This window comes from Embleya sp. NPDC005575, from assembly GCF_040605455.1.
Taxonomy (GTDB): Bacteria; Actinomycetota; Actinomycetes; order Streptomycetales; family Streptomycetaceae; genus Embleya.
Map to the genome: position 1 here is coordinate 1 of NZ_JBEXCV010000173.1, position 17104 is coordinate 17104.

13 protein-coding genes and 1 pseudogene are annotated in these 17104 nt (G+C 70.9%); 7 read left to right on the forward strand and 7 right to left on the reverse strand.

Annotated elements, in window-relative coordinates:
• Positions 1 to 130 precede the first annotated feature (130 nt).
• From ABZS54_RS36285 to ABZS54_RS36295, 3 genes and pseudogenes are all read left to right on the forward strand, one after another.
• Positions 131 to 472, forward strand: a pseudogene (locus tag ABZS54_RS36285) (SDR family NAD(P)-dependent oxidoreductase); the annotation flags it as partial.
• A gap of 109 nt (positions 473 to 581) precedes the next feature.
• On the forward strand, positions 582 to 1502 hold the full coding sequence (locus tag ABZS54_RS36290; RefSeq protein WP_355546032.1) for an oxygenase MpaB family protein: 921 nt from the start codon (positions 582 to 584) through the stop codon (positions 1500 to 1502).
• An 80-nt stretch (positions 1503 to 1582) separates the two neighbouring features.
• Positions 1583 to 3124: an acyl-CoA synthetase gene (locus ABZS54_RS36295; RefSeq protein ID WP_355546034.1), complete on the forward strand. Its 1542-nt coding sequence runs from the start codon at positions 1583 to 1585 to the stop codon at positions 3122 to 3124.
• A 103-nt stretch (positions 3125 to 3227) separates the two neighbouring features.
• Here the strand turns inward: ABZS54_RS36295 and ABZS54_RS36300 are convergent, their stop codons facing one another.
• Positions 3228 to 4868: an acyl-CoA synthetase gene (locus tag ABZS54_RS36300; RefSeq protein WP_355546036.1), complete on the reverse strand. Its 1641-nt coding sequence runs from the start codon at positions 4866 to 4868 to the stop codon at positions 3228 to 3230.
• Between the two features lie 237 nt (positions 4869 to 5105).
• Positions 5106 to 6476 carry a hypothetical protein gene (locus tag ABZS54_RS36305; RefSeq protein WP_355546038.1) on the reverse strand — a complete coding sequence of 457 codons (1371 nt, stop codon included), beginning with the start codon at positions 6474 to 6476 and terminating at the stop codon, positions 5106 to 5108.
• Between the two features lie 478 nt (positions 6477 to 6954).
• Here ABZS54_RS36305 and ABZS54_RS36310 point away from each other — a divergent pair, with 478 nt between their 5' ends.
• Positions 6955 to 7158 carry a cold-shock protein gene (locus ABZS54_RS36310; protein ID WP_020557813.1) on the forward strand — a complete coding sequence of 68 codons (204 nt, stop codon included), beginning with the start codon at positions 6955 to 6957 and terminating at the stop codon, positions 7156 to 7158.
• Positions 7159 to 7357: 199 nt separating this feature from the next.
• A complete protein-coding gene (locus ABZS54_RS36315; protein WP_355546040.1) occupies positions 7358 to 7840 on the forward strand; it encodes a hypothetical protein in 483 nt (160 codons plus the stop codon).
• A 194-nt stretch (positions 7841 to 8034) separates the two neighbouring features.
• Here ABZS54_RS36315 and ABZS54_RS36320 read toward each other — a convergent pair whose 3' ends face one another.
• The gene (locus tag ABZS54_RS36320) at positions 8035 to 8922 is read right to left on the reverse strand and encodes an aminoglycoside phosphotransferase family protein (protein WP_355546042.1); all 888 of its coding nucleotides are present in this window, start codon (positions 8920 to 8922) and stop codon (positions 8035 to 8037) included.
• On the opposite strand from ABZS54_RS36320, the gene ABZS54_RS36325 reads away from it, so the two are divergent.
• Positions 8921 to 9133 (forward strand): hypothetical protein, encoded by a 213-nt coding sequence (locus ABZS54_RS36325; protein ID WP_355546044.1) that lies wholly within the window; start codon positions 8921 to 8923, stop codon positions 9131 to 9133. The two genes, ABZS54_RS36320 and ABZS54_RS36325, sit on opposite strands and share 2 nt — an antisense overlap.
• Positions 9134 to 9364: 231 nt before the next feature.
• Positions 9365 to 10783 (forward strand): hypothetical protein, encoded by a 1419-nt coding sequence (locus ABZS54_RS36330; protein ID WP_355546046.1) that lies wholly within the window; start codon positions 9365 to 9367, stop codon positions 10781 to 10783.
• A gap of 114 nt (positions 10784 to 10897) precedes the next feature.
• Here the strand turns inward: ABZS54_RS36330 and ABZS54_RS36335 are convergent, their stop codons facing one another.
• The 4 genes from ABZS54_RS36335 to ABZS54_RS36350 all read right to left on the reverse strand — a co-directional run bounded on the left by ABZS54_RS36335 (position 10898) and on the right by ABZS54_RS36350 (position 16810).
• Positions 10898 to 12544 (reverse strand): SpoIIE family protein phosphatase, encoded by a 1647-nt coding sequence (locus ABZS54_RS36335; protein WP_355546048.1) that lies wholly within the window; start codon positions 12542 to 12544, stop codon positions 10898 to 10900.
• Between the two features lie 238 nt (positions 12545 to 12782).
• Positions 12783 to 13976 (reverse strand): acetyl-CoA acetyltransferase, encoded by a 1194-nt coding sequence (locus ABZS54_RS36340; protein WP_355546050.1) that lies wholly within the window; start codon positions 13974 to 13976, stop codon positions 12783 to 12785.
• A gap of 2 nt (positions 13977 to 13978) precedes the next feature.
• Entirely contained in the window at positions 13979 to 15436 is a 1458-nt protein-coding gene (locus ABZS54_RS36345) for an OB-fold domain-containing protein (RefSeq protein ID WP_355546052.1), read from the reverse strand.
• Positions 15437 to 15553: 117 nt separating this feature from the next.
• On the reverse strand, positions 15554 to 16810 hold the full coding sequence (locus ABZS54_RS36350) for a CaiB/BaiF CoA-transferase family protein (protein ID WP_355546054.1): 1257 nt from the start codon (positions 16808 to 16810) through the stop codon (positions 15554 to 15556).
• Between the last annotated feature and the right edge of the window lie 294 nt (positions 16811 to 17104).

The following is a 17104-nucleotide window of genomic DNA, read 5'->3' on the forward strand; positions in this document are numbered from 1 at the left end:
ATGGTACTGCACTCGAAGGGGTGTGGGAGAGTAGGACGCCGCCGGAATTTACGTGTGAAAGGCCCATCCCGAATAGGGATGGGCCTTTTGCGTTTCCCGGCTTTTCGAAAGGCGGTGCTCCTCGGCGGCCCGGATCGTCAACGTGTCCAGTGGTGTCGGGTCGATGGGGAACATGTCGGACCCGGACCACTACATGTCCGGCCTGCCCGCGCTCGTCGCGTACCCGCCTTCCAAGGCCGCGCTCAACGCGCTCACCGTGCAGTACGCCAAGCCCCTGCGCGCGGACGGCATTCCGGTCAACGCGGCGGCCCCGGGCGCCTGTGCCACGGACTTCACCAAGGACCTCGGGTCGGCGTATTCGATCACCCGAACCGCCGCCCGGGGCGCGGCCGTCGTCATCCGGTTGGCCACGCTCGAAGGAGACGGACCCACGGGAGGCTTCTTCGACGACAAGGGTCCGGTGCGCTGGTGACCGGGTGCGGTGCCGGTGCCGCCGACCGGGCGCTCCGCTTGCGCCGGTCCGGAGTCGTACGCTCGTAGTCCCAGGTGGGAACCGGGTTCGGATTCGTGTTCGGGAAGGTGTGCCGGTGGGCGTTCCACAGCAGAGTCGGGAGAGCGACGAGGTCGGGCTGTTCGGGCCCGATTCGGTGACGTGGCAGTTGCACGCCGATCCGGTGATGTGGGTGGCCGGCGTGCGGGCGCTGTATCTCCAGGCTCTGCATCCGCGGGCGGTGCGTGCGGTCGTGCAGAACTCCGACTTCCGCAAGGACCCCTGGGGACGGCTGATCCGCACCGCCGACTTCGTCGGGGTGACGACCTACGGGACGCGGACCGACGCGGAGCGGGCGGGCGCGCGGGTGCGGCGCATTCACAATGCGCTCAGGGCGGTCGACCCCGTGACGGAGCAGACGTACCGAATAGACGAGCCGGAGCTGCTGCGTTGGATCCACTGCGCGGAGGTCGGGTCGTATCTGTCGGTCGCCCGGCGGGCCGGGTTCCCGTTCACCGACGAGCTGGCCGATCTGTACCTGGCCGAGCAACGCCGCTCGGCGGAGTTGGTCGGGCTCGCGGCCGACGAAGTGCCGGGCTCGTCGGGCGAGATGAAACGGTATTTCACGCAGATCCGGCCCGAGTTGGCCATGTCCGACGAGGCCGGGAGCGTCTTCGACTTCCTGCGTCGGCCGCCGGTGCCGTTCGTGCTCGTGCTCGGGCGCGAGATGTTGTGGCGGCAGGTCGCGGAGTTGGCGTATGCGGCGTTGCCGCCGTGGGCCAAGGAACTGTACGGGTATCGCGGGCTGCCGTCGGCGGTGGCCGGACCCGGGCTCAAGGGGCTGCGTCGGGTCGTGGGGGCGGCGACGCCGGTGATTCGCATGGTGTACCCGTCGCCGCACATCAGGGGGGCGATGGAGCGGCTCGGGCCCGAGGTCGAGCCGTCGGCCGCGCGGCTGCCCCGGGTGGGTGCTGTCACGCAGGCCACAGTGGCGGAGTCCGCCAATAAGTAAGGTGCCCTTTCTTTCTGTGCCCGCTGCCGTCACAATGTCAGACATTGTCAAGTAACCGGGCAGCTCGAAGGGAACCGCACGTGGCGAACGGCTTCTGGGCCCATGCGCAGGCCAATCCGGACCGGCTCGCGCTGGTCGACCCCGATGGCGCCGAGTGGACCGCGGGGGAGTTGTTCGCCGCGTCGAACCGGCTCGTGCACGGCCTGCGGGCGGCGGGCCTGGGCACCGGCGACGTCTTCAGCGTGATCCTGCCCAACTGCGCCGAGTACATCGTGGCGTACATGGCGGCGGCGCAGGCCGGGCTGTACATGGTCCCGGTGAACCACCACCTGGTCGGCCCCGAGATCGCCTGGATCCTCGCGGACAGCGAGTCCAAGGTGGTGATCGGCCACGAGCGGTTCGCGGACACGATCGTGGCCGCGGCGGACGAGGCGAAGCTGCCCGCGCAGGCGCGGTTCGCGGTCGGCACGGTGCCGGGCTTCCGGCCGTTCGCGGAACTGACCGAGGGCCACTCGGCGGAGCCGCCGACCGAGCGCAGCGTCGGCATGACGATGAACTACACGTCCGGCACCACCGGCCGCCCGCGCGGCGTGCGCCGGCCGCTGTCCGGGGGATCACCCGAAGACGCCCGGTACGGCGGCACGTTGCTGATCTACGGCGTCAAGCCGCACGACGACAACGTGCACCTCGTCGGCTCGCCGCTGTACCACACGGCCGTGCTCCAGCACGCGCAGCAGTCGCTGCACATCGGCCACGGCGTGGTGCTGATGGACAAGTGGCGGCCCGAGGAGATGTTGCGGGTGATCGACCGGTACAGGGTCACCCACACGCACATGGTGCCGACCCAGTTCCACCGGCTCCTGCAACTGCCCGACGAGATCAAGGCCAAGTACGACGTGTCGTCCATGCGGCACGCCGTGCACGGCGCCGCGCCCTGTCCCGATCACGTCAAGCGGCGGATGATCGAGTGGTGGGGGTTGTGCGTCGAGGAGTACTACGCCGCGAGCGAGGGCGGCGGTACGTTCTGCTCCGCGCAGGAGTGGCTGGACCGGCCCGGGACGGTGGGCAAGGCGTGGCCGATCAGCGAGATCGGCATCTTCGACGACGACGACAACCGGCTGCCGGCGGGCGAGATCGGCACCGTGTACATGCTGATGCGGGCCGGCAAATTCCAGTACCACAAGGACGAGGAGAAGACCCGCAAGGGCCGGATCGGCGACTGGTTCACCGTCGGCGACGTGGGGTTGCTCGACGAGGACGGCTACCTGTACCTGCGCGACCGCAAGATCGACATGATCATCTCCGGCGGCCAGAACATCTACCCCGCCGAGATCGAGAGCGCACTGCTGCGGCACCCCGCGGTCGGTGACGTGGCGGTGTTCGGTATCCCGCACGAGGACTGGGGCGAGGAGGTCAAGGCGGTCATCGAGGCCAACGAGGGCTTCGTCGCCGGCCCCGAGTTGGCCGCGGAATTGCTCGCGTTCTGTGTCGAGCAGCTCGCCACGTACAAGCGCCCGCGCACCGTCGATTTCGTCGACGCGATGCCGCGCGACCCGAATGGGAAGTTGCAGAAGCGGCGGTTGCGCGATCCCTATTGGGAGGGCCGCGAGCGGGCGGTCTGAGGCGAAATACGAATACACCGCCCGGGATTTCCCCGAGCGGTGTATTCGGCGTTTCCTGCGATGCTTCGGATCGGTGCGACGAATCTTTTCGAGCCGTGTTCCGCTAGGCCGATTCGGGCGCGTTTTCCGGTGCGGACGCCACCGCCAGTGCCCATTGCAGGTCCGGCTTTCCGGTGGGCGTGCGCTGGGTCTGCTCGACGACTCGCATGACCCTGGGCACCTTGTACCCGGCGATTTTGGTGCGGCAGTGCTCCTGGATGTCCTCCAGGCTCGGGGCCCGGCCCTCGCGCGGCTGCACGACCACCGCGACGGTCTGACCCCAGCGTGGATGCGGGACGCCGACCACGATCGCGTCGTAGACCTCGGGGTGGGCCTTGACCGCGCCCTCGACCTCCTCGGTGAAGATCTTCTCGCCGCCGGAGTTGATCGTCGCCGAGCCGCGGCCCAGCAGCGTGATCCGGCCGTCGCCCTCCAGGCGGGCGTAGTCGCCGGGCACCACGTAGCGGGTACCGTCCGGGCCGGTGCGGAAGACTTCGGCGGTCTTGACCGGGTCGCCGAGGTAGCCGAGCGGGATGTTGCCCTTGCGGCCGAGTCGACCCACCACCCCGGCGGGCAGCGGGTTGAGATCCTCGTCCAGGACGACCGAGTCGGGGACCGCCTTGACGGTGATCCCGCTCTGCTGCTCGGTCTGGCCCTTGACCGCGACGCCCACGCCGTTGGCGCCGGACTCGGAGGCGCCGATCGCGTCGCTGACCACGATTCCCAGGCGCTCCATGAACTCCTCCTTCAGCGACGGCGAGAACAGCGCCGCGCTGGAGGACAGGGCGAACAGGGAGGACAGGTCGTAGGACTCGCGCCCGTCGCGCGGCTCGGCGAGGGACTCCAGCAGCGGGCGGGCCATCGCGTCGCCGGTGATCAGGATGACGTTGATCTTCTCGGCGGCCACGGTCTCCCACACGGCGTGTGCGTCGAACTTGTCGATCAGCACCACACGGTGGCCCTTGGCCAGGTTCTGCAGCACTCCCCACTGGGTCGCGCCGTGCATGAGCGGCGCGATCGGGAAGGTGGTCATCTGGCCGTTGCGGCCCTTCTCGACCATCTCCTCGGGCCGGGATATGCGCAGGCCGTTGGTGGGGTCGATGCCGCCGCCGAGGGCGAAGATCACGTCCTCCTGGCGCCACACGACGCCCTTGGGCAGGCCGGTGGTGCCACCGGTGAACAGCAGGTACAGGTCGTCGGCCGAGCGCGGCTCGAAGTCGCGCTCCGGCGCGCCGGCCGCCATCGCGTCCTCGAACCGCACCGCGCCCAGCGACTCGGCGGTGACCCCGTCCGAGGCCGGCTCGGTGCCGTCCTCGACCACGATCAGGTGACGCAGCGAGGTGACCTTGGGCGCGACCTCGGCGACCCGCTCGGTGAACTGCCGCTGGAAGACCAGCGCGACCGGCGAGGCCTGGTCCAGCAGATAGGCGAGCTCATCCGCGACATAGCGGAAATTCACATTGATGCAGACGGCTCGGATCTTGTAGATCGCGAGCATCGCCTCCGCCCATTCGATGATGTTGAAGGCGTAGACCGCGACATGGTCGCCCGGCTGCACGCCGGAGTCCCGGAGGTGATGGGCGAGGCGATTCGCCCGCTCCTCCAGAAGGGCATATGTACGGCGTTCACCGTTCGCGACGATCGCCTCGCGTTCGGGGTATTCCCCGGCCGCGCGCTCGAAGAGGTCGGCAAGGTTGAATTCCATGGGCGGAGCGTAAGGCGTGCGCCCGGCGATATTCCAGAGGCAATATCGTTTGGGTGGCCTCGGGAAACTGTGACACTGTCGACCGCCGCGAACACTTGACTGCGGCAAAGATGTGGGCTGGGGGCGGTACGGCGAGCCGGTGCACCCGCGGTGACCCCGGCCGACGGGCGTCGACGCGATCACCGAAGCCGAGATCGAAGCCGAGATCGAAGCCGAACCGGCCGGGCGCACGCGCCGTCAGCGCGGCGCGTACTCCCGCAGACGCGGGCGCGCGCTCGCCGACACGAGCACCACACACACCCCGAGCACGGCGATCGGCACCCACGGCCAGCCGGCGAGCGCGTCGTCGGCGCTGTCGGTGCGGTCCTTGAAATCGGCCAGGTCGGCGTCCGCCGCCTGGGCCAACGCGGTTTGGTAGTCGTAGAAGTCGAAGGCCAGGTTGCCTCGGCCGACCTTGGTGGCCAGGCCGACGGCGACATCCAGCCGGCCCTCGGCGACCGCCGCGCGCAGCGCCCGGTCGTCCCGGCGGAAGGCATCCAGTCGGGAGGCCACGCGCTGGTTCGGCACGGCCCGCTCCAACTGCGCGGACTTGGCGGCGAAGCTCTCGCTGTACGCCCGGGCACGATCGGGCAGGATCACGAACCGGCTCTCGTCCGCGTTCGCGTCGGAGGCGGTCGCCCGGGTCCGGGCCAGCGCCAGGAACGGGTCGAACGCCTGCGTCTGCGCGTCGCGCAGCCGGGAGGCGTGGTCGGCGAACAACGCGGCGGCGGTGCCGGTAAGCGCGGCCACCGCGATGGTCACCGCGGCGAGCCCCGGCGCCAGGACGCGGTGGAACCGGCGGGCTCCCCCGATCTGGCCGACGATCAACACGGCCAGGAGCAGGACGCCGACCAGCCCGACCGCCGCCGCCGCCCAGCGCGCGTGCGTGCGGTCGGAGTCCGCGTCGGAGGCCAGCTTCTCCTCGGCGCCGCGACCGAGCGCGTCGGCGGCCGGCAGCAGATCGTCGTGCAGAAGGCTGGTCGCGCTCGCGAAGTAGTTGAGCGCGAGCATCGGTGGGCGCCCGGCCGGGCGGTCCTGGACCTGCTCGTCGGCCAGGTGCGCCTGCGCGACGTAGGCGTCGTAGCGGCCGAGCCCGTCGATCAGCGCGCCGACGGTCGCCACGGGTGCGCCGCCGGCGGAGAGCATCTGGATGTCGGCGGTGATCCGGGCGCGACGCTCGCGCATCTGGCGCAGTGCCAACTGCCGGTTGCCGATCTGCTCGTCCGAACCGACCAGGAGCACGTTGGCGACCTGCGCGTCGAGATCGGCGAGCGCGAAGTACAGATCCGCCGCGACGGCGGCCCGCGGGGCCGAGGTGTCGGCGACCTCGCCGAGCCCGGAGCGGGCGTTGCCGGCGCCGACCGCGATCACCGCGGCCAGGGTGACGATGCCGGCCAGTACCAGCGCGACGAAGCCGTACACCCGAGCCGGGACCGCGCCCACCTGCCGCAGCCGGCGCAGCCGTATTCGCGGCGCCCGTTCGGGGGGCGGCGCAATCGGCGCGACCTGCGGCGGCGATGGCGCGTACGCGGGCGTCGAAGGCGCAGGCAGGGTGGTCGGTGCGGCCATGTCGAAACGGTAGGCACACGGCGCGAAGAGCCAACCATGAATCGATGGCCCCGATACGACGGCCGAGTGAACATCCGTGTGTTCGAAGGGCGTTCGGGAGGTGACGGGCGGCCGGTCGGGAAGCGGCTCCGGCTGACGCTTGGTCAGCCCTCGATTGCGCCCAGTTGCGTCACCCGCGCGGATGAACCGAGCGGCGTGTGCCGGCTATGCCCCCCGTTGGCCGCTTTGGCGACGGTCGGATTCGCACTGCGAAGGGCTGTTGCGGAGCACTCGTTGGCATGTAGCGTTGTCCGCGGTTGCAGCAGTAGATGTAGTTCCCTCGCACGTCCAACGCCTGCGGACATCAACAGCCGTGGGCGTTTTTCGCTCCTCACAGCGAGGGCATCCCGGGGTAACGCGGGGAGTGGGACCACTCGACGGTTCGCGACCCGGGCATCACGAGGTGTGGTGTCTGTGGGTTACGTGAAGGAATCAAGACATGGCCACCGGTACGGTCAAGTGGTTCAACGCCGACAAGGGCTACGGCTTCATCTCGCAGGACGACGGCGGCGCTGACGTCTTCGTCCACTTCTCCGCCATTCAGACGAACGGCTACCGTTCGTTGGAGGAGAACCAGCGCGTGGAGTTCGAGGTCACGCAGGGTCAGAAGGGCCCGCAGGCCGAGATGGTTCGCCCGCTCTGAATCGGTCCCGCGGCTCCGGCGACGGACCGCAGACCTAGCAAGGCCCGCGCCCGTGCAGGGTGCGGGCCTTGGGGCGTTCTCCGGGTGGTTTGCGGCGCCCCGGGCGACTTCTGCCGAATTTTGACTTCCGTGGGATTTCACCGAGTGGGTCGGATCGTGCGTGGCCGGCGACATGGTGAGGGGCCACTAGCATGTCTGTATGGGTTTCCTGCGCCGCCGCCCCCCGTCCGGGCCGGATTTCGACGTTCTTGCCATCCCGTTCACCGACTGGCCCGGCTCCGTGATCGTGGCCATGTTGCCGGGGGAGGACGGCAGTTGCCAGGGGATCTTCGTCCGCTACGACCTGCTGGCCAACCGTGGCCCCGCGATGCTGATCGGCAACCTGCCGCCCGGTTCGCCCGCGCGTGAGGAAGGCGTCGGCCGGATCGAGGCCCAACAGCTGGTCGCGGCCCTGGGCCACGAGGAGATGCCCGAGGAGCTGTCCACCGAGGACACCCCGATCATGCTCGGCGACGACCTGCTGATCATCCGCAAGGTCAAGTATGCGGAGGGGCGCCTGGCCTGCGTGGAATTCGACCGCAGCGACAACGTCATGGTGCGCATCGTGACCTGGGACCGCCCGATCACCGACGACGTGTTCCAACTGCTCAAGCCGATCCCCTCGGACGCCTTCGGCGGCTGAACCCCGGCCGCACCGGGGCCGCGAGGCCCAAGCGGGCTCCCCGGCCACCGGTAGAACCCCACCCTCCGTCCCCAACGCGACGGGTGGAACGGGTGGTCACGCGGCTCCCAGGCCACGCACATCGTGAGCCGGCCGAGACGTCGAGCTCGGTGGTCCCATCAGGGCCCGGCGGCCACGAGCATCGCGGCCACGAGTCAGCGGGTGCCGATCGCCGCGCGCACGGCTCGTCGGACCATGCCGCAGTCGTCGTGCAGCCTGCGCAGGAGGCGGCGCTGGTCCTCTTTGCCGGGGCCCACGTCGTTGAGCCGGATCTCGCGGACGAGCACCAGCATCAGGTTGACCAGGAACGCGTCGCGGGAGAGGGAGCCCGACTGCTGGGCCGTCTGGATGATCTGGCGGCGGGTCATCGGGTCCCGGGCCAGCAGGGTCCACAGGACCGCCAGGTCGTAGCCGGGCAGGTGATAGCCGGAGGACTCCCAGTCGACCAGCGCCGCACCCTGGGCGGTCAGCAGCACGTTGGACAGGACCGCGTCGCCGTGGCAGAACTGCGCGGGCACCCGACTGAGGCCACGCAGGAGTTGGGCCAGGTCGCCGGCGTCGCGGTCGGTGAGCAGGCCGAGCTTGTGGTAGCGGTCGACGCGGGCCGGATAGTCGAACGCGAGCGGGAACGACCCGGGCGGGGGCTTCCACCGGTTGAGCGTGGTGAACGTGTGCAGTACGGCGCGGACGTCGGCGCGGGCCATCGCGGTGCCCGGATGGCGTTCGTTCGCGGCGGGCCGGCCGGCCACGTGCTCCATCACCAGGATGCGCCGTTCGGGGTCGGCTGCGATCAGTCGCGGCACCCGGACCGGTGGCCGCTGACGGGTGAAGGTGCGGTAGGCGTTGACCTCGTGCCGAAAGCGCTGGAGCCAGTGCGGCGAGGGGTCGGTCAGATACTTCACCACGACCGGGCCGCGTCCGACCGAACCGGACAGGAGCAGGGAGCGTGGTGTCCTGCGCAGCACGGCGCCGGCGGTGAAGCCGGGACAGATCCGGGCGGCGAGCGCGGCGATCGCCTCCGGACCGGGAATCTGCTGCGCCATGCGAGGAACTCCAGGGCCCACGCCGGCCGGGGCCGGACCGGTCGCGACCGCGGCGTTCGCCGCGGTCACGGTGTTCGTCGACGCCACCGTGCCGGGCGCCGAACCACCGGAAGGCATACGCCTGTTCGGACCGGGACTGCCCGGCCGTGAGGTCGCGGAACCGGGATTGGCCGGGCGGCCGGGGGTGGTGGACGTCGTGGATGACATGTAAACCTTCCTGCGCTGCCGAGTGGTGGATCCGGCCGCGCGACGGGTGGGGGCCCACGTGCCGGATCCACCATCAACAACACTCCGAGGCCCGGGTGGTGATCCACGTGGCGAGCCCTGGCGAACCATGGCGAATCGGAGCCGGCCGCTCCGTACCCGGCTAGCCTCGGTCCGGCAGGCGACCTCGTACAGGACGCTTTCGAGCCACGGTCCCCACATCAACGGGCGGTTTGCAATGCGCCGGGAACCCAACACCAAACTGGTGGACCTCTTCGCCCTGACCGGGTGGTCCAAGGGAGAACTCGCCCGACTGGTCAACCGTCGGGCCGCCGCGATGGGCCATCCTCAGCTTGCCACGGATACCTCCAGGGTCCGGCGCTGGCTGGAGGACGGCGAGCGGCCGAGGGACCCGGTGCCTCGGGTTCTGGCAGCCCTTTTCACCGAGCGGCTCGGGCGTGTTGTCACCTCGGAGGACCTCGGCCTGACCGGCCGCCCCCGGCACAACGCGCAGGTGGTGCAGGAGGACCTGCCGTGGAGCACCGAGCGCACGGTGACCGCGCTGACCGAGTTCACCGGCATGGACCTGATGCTCAACCGGTACGGCTTCGCGGGCAGCGGGTTCGCGCTCGTCGCGGGCCCGGCCCTGGTGGCCAATTTCGATCGGTGGCTCAGCCCCGGGCTCGGCATGTCCCACCCGCGCGGCACGCCCGCCGATCCGGTGTCGTACGGGCTCGTCGACGCGGGGCCGATCGGAGCAGAGGAGGTCACCGCGCTGGAGAACGCGGTCACCGTCTTCCGTACCTGGGACGCGGATCGCGGTGGCGGGCTGCAACGCAAGGCGGTGATCGGGCAGTTGAACGAGGTCGGCAATCTGCTGACCTATCCCAACCCGCTGCCGATCACCCGCCGACTGTGGAACGTGGCGGCCAACCTCGCCGCGCTGGCGGGCTGGATGTCGCACGACGTGGGCCTGGATCCGACCGCGCAGAACTACTTCGTGATCGCGGCGCACGCCGCCCGGGAGGCGGGCGACCTGCCGCGCGCGGCCGAGGCGCTCTCGCGCGCCGCCCGGCAGATGGTGCACCTGGAGCGTCCGGCCGACGCGCTCGCGCTGATCGAGTTGGCGCAGCGTACGGCGGGCGATCGGGCGGGGGCGACCACGCGCGCGATGTTCCACACCGTGGAGGCATGGGCGCAGGCCGCGCTCGGCCGGGCCGCGGACTGCCGGCGCACCCTGGGCCGGGCCGAGGCGGAGTTCGGCCGATCGCGCCCGGACGAGGATCCGGACTGGGTGGCCTTCTTCGACTCGGCCGACCTGCACGGCATGCAGGCGCTGGTGTACCGCACGCTCGCCGAGGTGGACCCCACGGCGGCCGGCCGAGCCCAGGAACACGCCGAGAAGGCCCTGGAGTTGCGGGCCCGCGGACATGAACGGTCCAAGACGTTCGATCTGATCTCGTTGGCCTCCGCGTGCCTGCTCGACGGCCAACCCGACCGCGGCGCACACCACGGGCGCCTCGCGGTCCGCGCCGCCGGCGAGGTCAGCTCCAAACGCACCTGGGACCGTCTGGAGGTACTGCGCAAACTCACCGACCGCTATCGCGACCTCCCCGAAGTCCAGGCTTTCCGCCAGGAATTCGCCGAAGGTTCCTGAACCATGACGGTGGCCGAGAGGCCCGATCAGGCCCATCCGCACGTGCGACCGCCGCAGCGGTCCCACCCGAGGCAGCGGGTGGGCGGGCAATTCCATCCCGAGCCGAGCGAAGCGTTACCGCACGCACACCGCCATCACGCACGCGTCGTCCTCGTACCTGGTGTGCCCGAGTCGGCTCAGCACCACGTCCACGCACGTCCTGGCGTCCGCGCCGAGCAACCGCGGCCCCAGGCCCAGGAGCGCGTGGACCGCCTCCTCCGTGCCGCGCCCGCGCCGCTCGACCAGGCCGTCGGTGAAGATCAACAGCACGTCCCCGGACAACAGTTCGACCCGAGCCTCGGCGAACACCGGTTCGTCCAGCGCGCCCAGCAGCACCCCGAACGGTGTCGCCAGCGCCCGACCCGCTCCGTCCCGGTACAGCAGCGGCGGCGGATGACCGCCCTGCGCCCAGGTCAACACCCGCTCCACCGGCTCGAATCGGGCACACACGGCGGTGGCCACCTTGTCCGCCGGCAGCGTGTGCACCACGATCCGGTTCAGCGCCGCCAACATCGCCCCGGGCCCCGCCCCGGTCATCGCCACCCCCTGCAACGCGCCGCGCAGCGTGGTCATCCCGGACGCCGCGGCGACCCCGTGCCCCGACATGTCGCCGACCGCCAGGAGCACGTCGCCGCCCGGCAACGCGAGCGCGTCATACCAGTCGCCGCCGACCTTCGAGTCCTGCTCGGCCGGGAAGTAGCGGGTGGCCACCTCGATGCCGGGCAGGCTGATCGGCCGGGTCCACCACGGCATCACCACGCGCTGGAGCTCGGCGGCGACCCGGTGCTCGGAGCGCACCAGCCGACGCTGGGCCAGCAGCTGCGCCCGGGTCTCGGTCAACGCCTCCTGAGTGCGCCGCAGTTCGGTGATGTCGCGGAGCAACGCCCAGACCGCGTGCGGGGTCCCGTCCGCGCCGAGCACCGGCTCGCCGACGAACTGCACGGACACCCGGGTGCCGTCCGCGCGCACGATCCGGAACTCGCCCTCGGCGCCGTTCGCGTGTTCGAGCAGTTCGCGCACCAGGTCTGCGACGAACGCCCGGTCCTCGGCCGCCGCATGCCCGGCCAACTCGGCCAGCGGCAGCGGGCCGAGCGCGGGGTCGCGGCCGAACAGCGCGTACATCTCGGCGGACCAGCGCACGTCGTCGCGATCGAGGTGCCACTCGGCACTGGCCACCGGACCCGAGCCCGGGGCCGGGGGCGCGGCGGTCCGGCGCTGCTCGGGCAGCAGCCCGTTCGGGTCCGGTTCGACGAAGAGCCCGTTCGGGTCCGGCTCGACGAACAGCCGGCGCAGATGCCGCCAGGGCAGCGCGGCGTTCTCCACGTCGCCGGGCGCGAACGACGCGGCGGGCCCGGCGTCCGGTGGCCGGACCGTGCTGCGCGCCGGCATGCTGGTCGCCGGGCCCGGATCGTCGGCCTGCCGATGCTCCGGGTCGTCGGTGTCCAGACTCAATCGGGCCAGGTATTCCGCCGCCTGGCCGAGGGTGCAGGCGAGCAGGTCGCACAACAACCCCCGCCGGTGCGCGTCCTCGACGGACGCCGCGTCCTCGCCCGAACCGGTGCAACGGGCCGCCCCCGCGCATCCGCCGACCGGGCCCGGACGCAGCCCGAATCCGCCGCGCAGGACCTCGAGTTCGGCCCGCATCCGGCCGATGTGCGCGAGCCATTGCGCCGGATCCACCACGAGGGGTCCGTCCACGGGGTGTTCGGGCCGTTCGCGCATCCGCTCGCGCTCCTCCGGACATGAGGTGGCAGGGGTGCAATGACTGTCGCACATCAAAGGCCCGGACGCGGATGAAACCACGGTAACCGTGATGCTTGTGGCGGATTGCCTATTTCCGGTGTCCGGAGATGGCGAAAGGGGCCCGATCGCGACCGCGATCGAGCCCCTCACCAGCCTTGACGACCAAAACCCGACGCGGGCTCGACTACCTTCGAGCAACACGCGGGCGATACGCCGATCAGCCGAGTTCGTTGCCCAGGATGGAGATGAACGAGACCATCTCGCCGGGATATCCGCCGAGGTTGTGGGTCAGTGCGAGCTTGCGGCCGTCCGCCGGGATCCGCCGGTCCGCCGGCGCCTCGTCACGCAGCTGGAGCCAGGCCTCGAACATCATCCGAAGCCCGGACGCGCCGACCGGGTGACCGAAGCTCTTGAGTCCGCCGTCCGGGTTGACCGGCAGCCGGCCGCCCAGGTCGAACGCGCCGGCCAGCACGTCCTTCCACGCGGTGCCACGATCGGCGAACCGCAGATCCTCCATCAGGACCAGCTCGGTCGGCGTGAAACAGTCGTGCACCTCGGCCATCGCCAATTCCTCGCGCGGGTTGCGCACCCCCGCCTGGCGGTAGGCGTCCTCGGCGCACGCGGCGATCTCGCGGAACGTGGTGTAGTCGTACTCCGGGTCGATCACCCCCGAGCCGTTGCCCGCCACCAGTGACAGTGCCTTGATGTACAGCGGCTTGTCCGTGTACAAGTGCGCGTCCTCGGCCCGCACCACGATTGCCGCCGCCGCGCCGTCCGCGACGCCCGCGCAGTCGAACACGCCCAACTGGCCCGCGAGTTTGGGCATCGCCGAGATCTTCTCCGGCGCGATCTCCTTGCGGAACTGGGCACGCGGGTTGCGCGCGCCGTTGTGGTGGTTCTTCGCCGCGATGTGCGACAGCACGTCGCGCATCTCCGCCTCGGACACCCCGTACTTGTCGCCGTACGCGGGCACCACCATCGAGAACATCGCCGCCGCGGTGAGCGTGCGAGCGGTGCCGTCACCCGGGATCGGGAACGCGTTCAGGCCCTGGAAGCCGCCGTCCTTGACCTTCTCCACGCCGACCGCCATGGCCACGTCGTACGCACCGGACGCGACCGCGTACGCGGCCTGGCGCAGCGCGTCGGATCCGGTTGCGCACATGTTCTCCACGCGGGTGACCGGCTTGCCCTGCAACTGCAGCGGCTTGGCCAGCGTCAACCCGGACATCCCGGACTGCGCGGTGCCCAGCCAGTAGGCGTCGACCTGCTCCTTGTCCACGCCGGCGTTCGCGAACGCCTCGGTCGTCGCCTCGATCAACAGGTCGTCGGTGCCCCGGTCCCAGTGTTCGACGAAGGGGGTGCAGCCCATCCCGATGATGGCGACGCGGTCCTTGATGCCGTGCGATCCCATGCCTATGCCTCCTCGGCGGCTCGGGCGGTCCGCACGGGGCGGGCCTTCCAGAAGTAGTTGTGGATGCCGTCGGCACTGCCCAGCCGGCGGAACGTCGGCTCGACCCGGTCGCCGATGGCCACCTCGGTCGCGTCCATGTCGGTCAACTCGATCGGCAGGCGCCCCCCGTTGTCGAAATCCACGACCGCGAACACCACGGGCGGGCTGGGCGAGTAGGCCATCCGGTCCACGGTGAACGTCTTGACCGTGCCGAGCACGTCGGCAGTGGGCACCGGCTCCATGTCGTCCACGTTGCCACCGGTCATCGACACGCGCTGCGGCGGCAGGTGCACCGCACCGCTCTCGCGATCGCGCGAGCCGACGAAACCGTACTTCCACTCCACCGAGCGCACGGCGGCCGAGGACGAGGTGCGCGCGGGCTCGGGCCGGCGCGGCGGCTCGACCGGGAGCAGCCCGCGCCACGCGAGGTACTTTCCGTACGGCAGTGGCGCGCCGCCGGCGATCTGCTCGGCGACCGTGCGGGTGGGCCGGTAGGCCGCGAGCGCGTCGGTGGTGCGGAAGAGGAACACCTCGGCGCCGTCGGAGAGCACGACGAGCGCGAGAACCCGGCCCGGCTCCGCGTTCTCCAGCGTCGCGCTCAGCAGCAGACCCGGGTGCGCGGCGCCGGTGTTGCCGACGGTGCCCGCGAGGTCGTCGCCCAGCACGCCCTCGCGCACCCCGAGCCTGCGACCCAGTCCGGCGACCGCGCGACCGTGCAGGCCGGCGATCACCGCGTGGTCGACCTGGTCGGCGGTCAACCCGGTGGCCTTGAGCGCGTCCGTCCACGCCTGCCGACCGGCGGCGAGGTAGTTGTTCTCGCCGAACTTCTCCTCCCACAACTTCGAGCGCACGTCGCCGGGGGTGCGCCAGCGGTCGACGAACTCGGCCGTGGCGGACGCGCCGCCGAGGTACTCGGCCAGCACCGGGCCATCGGCCGGACCGCCGACCAGCAGCGCGGCCGCGCCGTCGCCGCCGGCCGCCTCGTCGCCGCTGCCGGGCAGGCCGACCCGGATGTCCGCGCCGACCAGGAGCGAGGTGCCGGCGCCGTCCAGGGCGAGCCGGAGCAGGCCGGCCGCCGAGCGCACCGAGCCGGTGGCGTCCATCGCGGGCACCGAGCCGTCCAGGCGCAGCGCGGCGTGCATCGCGGTCGCGTTGGTGCGGTCCGCGTACGCGGGCGCCACCGTCGCGAACAGCAGCGTCCGCGGGCGGATCCCGGGTGTCGCGCGCAGCGTGTTGCGGGCCGCCTCGACGCCCAGGGTGGTGGTGTCCTCGTCGAAGGAGGCGACCGTGCGGGTGCCCTTGCCACCGCCGGTGCCGGCCACGGCGGCGATGGTCTTGCGGTCGAGGCGCCGGTAGGGGAGATAGGCCCCGTACCCGAGGATGCCGCGTCCCGTCGAAACTGCGGTTCCGTCAGTCGTCATTTCTCCGCTTCCGCCTCGTTCCACTTGGGGTTCGTCCCACTTGGGGTTCGTCGCGTTCTTGCGTTGCCGCCGGCCGCTCGGGCGTCCGTGCGGGGTGGTTCGGGGGCGCGTGGTCGGCTACGGGGTCTCCAACCCGATCGCGCCGTCGGCTGCGAGCCGGTCGATCTCCGCGCGGGACAGGCCCAGTTCGGCCCCGAGGACCTCGGCGGTGTGTTCGCCGACCCAGGGCACCCGGGTCTCCGGGCCCTCGGCGACCCGGGAAAGCTTGACCGGGTTGCCCGGCGACAGGACCGGCGCCGGATCGCCGTCGGTGCGCTCCATCTCGACGATCATGTTGCGGTTGCGCACGTGTTCGTCCTCGATCACGTCGCCGGGGTTGTAGACGGGGCCGGACGCGACGCCCACCCCGCTCAGCGCCGCGCACGCCTGCAACCGCGACTTGTCCGCCGCCCAGCCCTCGATGCCCGGGCGCAGGATGTCCTCGATGTGGTCGGACCACTCCTGCGGGCCGGCCAGGCGCGGGTCGCTCTTCCACTCCGGCCTGCCGACCAGGTCGGCGAGCGCCTCGAACATGTGCGGACGTGCGCACTGGATCAGGAAGTAGCCGTCGAAGGCCCGGAACGAGTGGTTGATCAGCGGCGCCAGACCGGGGTCCTTCAGGCCCATCGACCAGTAGCTGATGCCCGCGTCGTTGAGCGCGACCATGGCGTCGAACATGGAGATGTCCACATACTGCCCCACGCCGGTCGCATCCCGGTGGCGCAGCGCGGCGAGCACGCCGATCACCGCGAACAACGCCGAGCCCGAGTCGCCGAGCGCACCCAGCGGGGACACCACGGGCGCGGTGTCCGGGTCGCGCTTGAAGTCGTACAGACCGGCCATGCCCTCGGCGACCGGGGCGTACGCGGGCCAGGACGCGTACGGCGACTCGGTGGTGTTGCCGAAGCCGGACACCGACAGGTAGATCGCACGCGGGTTGACGGCGGCGATGTCCTCGAAGCCCAGGCCGAGCCGGCCGGCCGTACCGGGCTTGAAGTTCTCGCAGACGATGTCCGCCTTCTCGGCCAGGCGCAGCACGATCTCGCGGCCCTCGGGATGCTTGAGGTCGACCGTGACACTGCGCTTGCCGAGGTTGTTGCGCAGGAAGGTGACGCCGACGCGGCGGCCGAGCGGGTCGGTCATCATCGGCAGCGCGGCGCGCCCGGACTCGCCGACGCCGGGCGACTCGATCTTGATGACCTCAGCGCCCAGTCGGGCGAGCATCTGCGTGGCGTAGGGGAGCGCCTGCATCTGTTCGATGGCCAGGACCCGGATCCCGTCGAGCGGCTTTCCGAAGCGTTGCAGGTCGGCGCCTGCCACCTCTCCCACGCGCATGGTCACTCACTCCCTGTTGTGCGGTCGTACGTGTGCCGCGCGGTCGACCGGCCGGTCGAGCCTGCTGCAGCCGTGATGCCCGGGACCCGGCGAGGCGCCCGTCGGACGCCTCGTACGAGTGCCCAATAGTCGCGAGACAGGCACCTCGTCACCATAGCTGACGGACAGTCAGATGAGCATGGGTCGACTTCCGTGCCGCTCGTCACGCGGATCGACGCGCGGCGACGGACGCGGCAGGGGCGGGGCCCTCCGCAAAGCACCGGCTTGCCGCGGCAGCCCCGCGCCACGCCGTCC

Bases quoted from the DNA above. Each gene is read 5' to 3' on its own strand.
- ABZS54_RS36330 (WP_355546046.1), top strand. From the start codon at position 9,365: ATGCGCCGGGAACCCAACACCAAACTGGTGGACCTCTTCGCCCTGACC.
- ABZS54_RS36350 (WP_355546054.1), bottom strand. From the start codon at position 16,810: ATGCGCGTGGGAGAGGTGGCAGGCGCCGACCTGCAACGCTTCGGAAAG.
- ABZS54_RS36310 (WP_020557813.1), top strand. From the start codon at position 6,955: ATGGCCACCGGTACGGTCAAGTGGTTCAACGCCGACAAGGGCTACGGC.
- ABZS54_RS36345 (WP_355546052.1), bottom strand. From the start codon at position 15,436: ATGACGACTGACGGAACCGCAGTTTCGACGGGACGCGGCATCCTCGGG.
- ABZS54_RS36305 (WP_355546038.1), bottom strand. From the start codon at position 6,476: ATGGCCGCACCGACCACCCTGCCTGCGCCTTCGACGCCCGCGTACGCG.
- ABZS54_RS36335 (WP_355546048.1), bottom strand. From the start codon at position 12,544: ATGCGCGAACGGCCCGAACACCCCGTGGACGGACCCCTCGTGGTGGAT.
- ABZS54_RS36315 (WP_355546040.1), top strand. From the start codon at position 7,358: ATGGGTTTCCTGCGCCGCCGCCCCCCGTCCGGGCCGGATTTCGACGTT.
- ABZS54_RS36325 (WP_355546044.1), top strand. From the start codon at position 8,921: ATGCGAGGAACTCCAGGGCCCACGCCGGCCGGGGCCGGACCGGTCGCG.
- ABZS54_RS36320 (WP_355546042.1), bottom strand. From the start codon at position 8,922: ATGGCGCAGCAGATTCCCGGTCCGGAGGCGATCGCCGCGCTCGCCGCC.
- ABZS54_RS36340 (WP_355546050.1), bottom strand. From the start codon at position 13,976: ATGGGATCGCACGGCATCAAGGACCGCGTCGCCATCATCGGGATGGGC.
- ABZS54_RS36300 (WP_355546036.1), bottom strand. From the start codon at position 4,868: ATGGAATTCAACCTTGCCGACCTCTTCGAGCGCGCGGCCGGGGAATAC.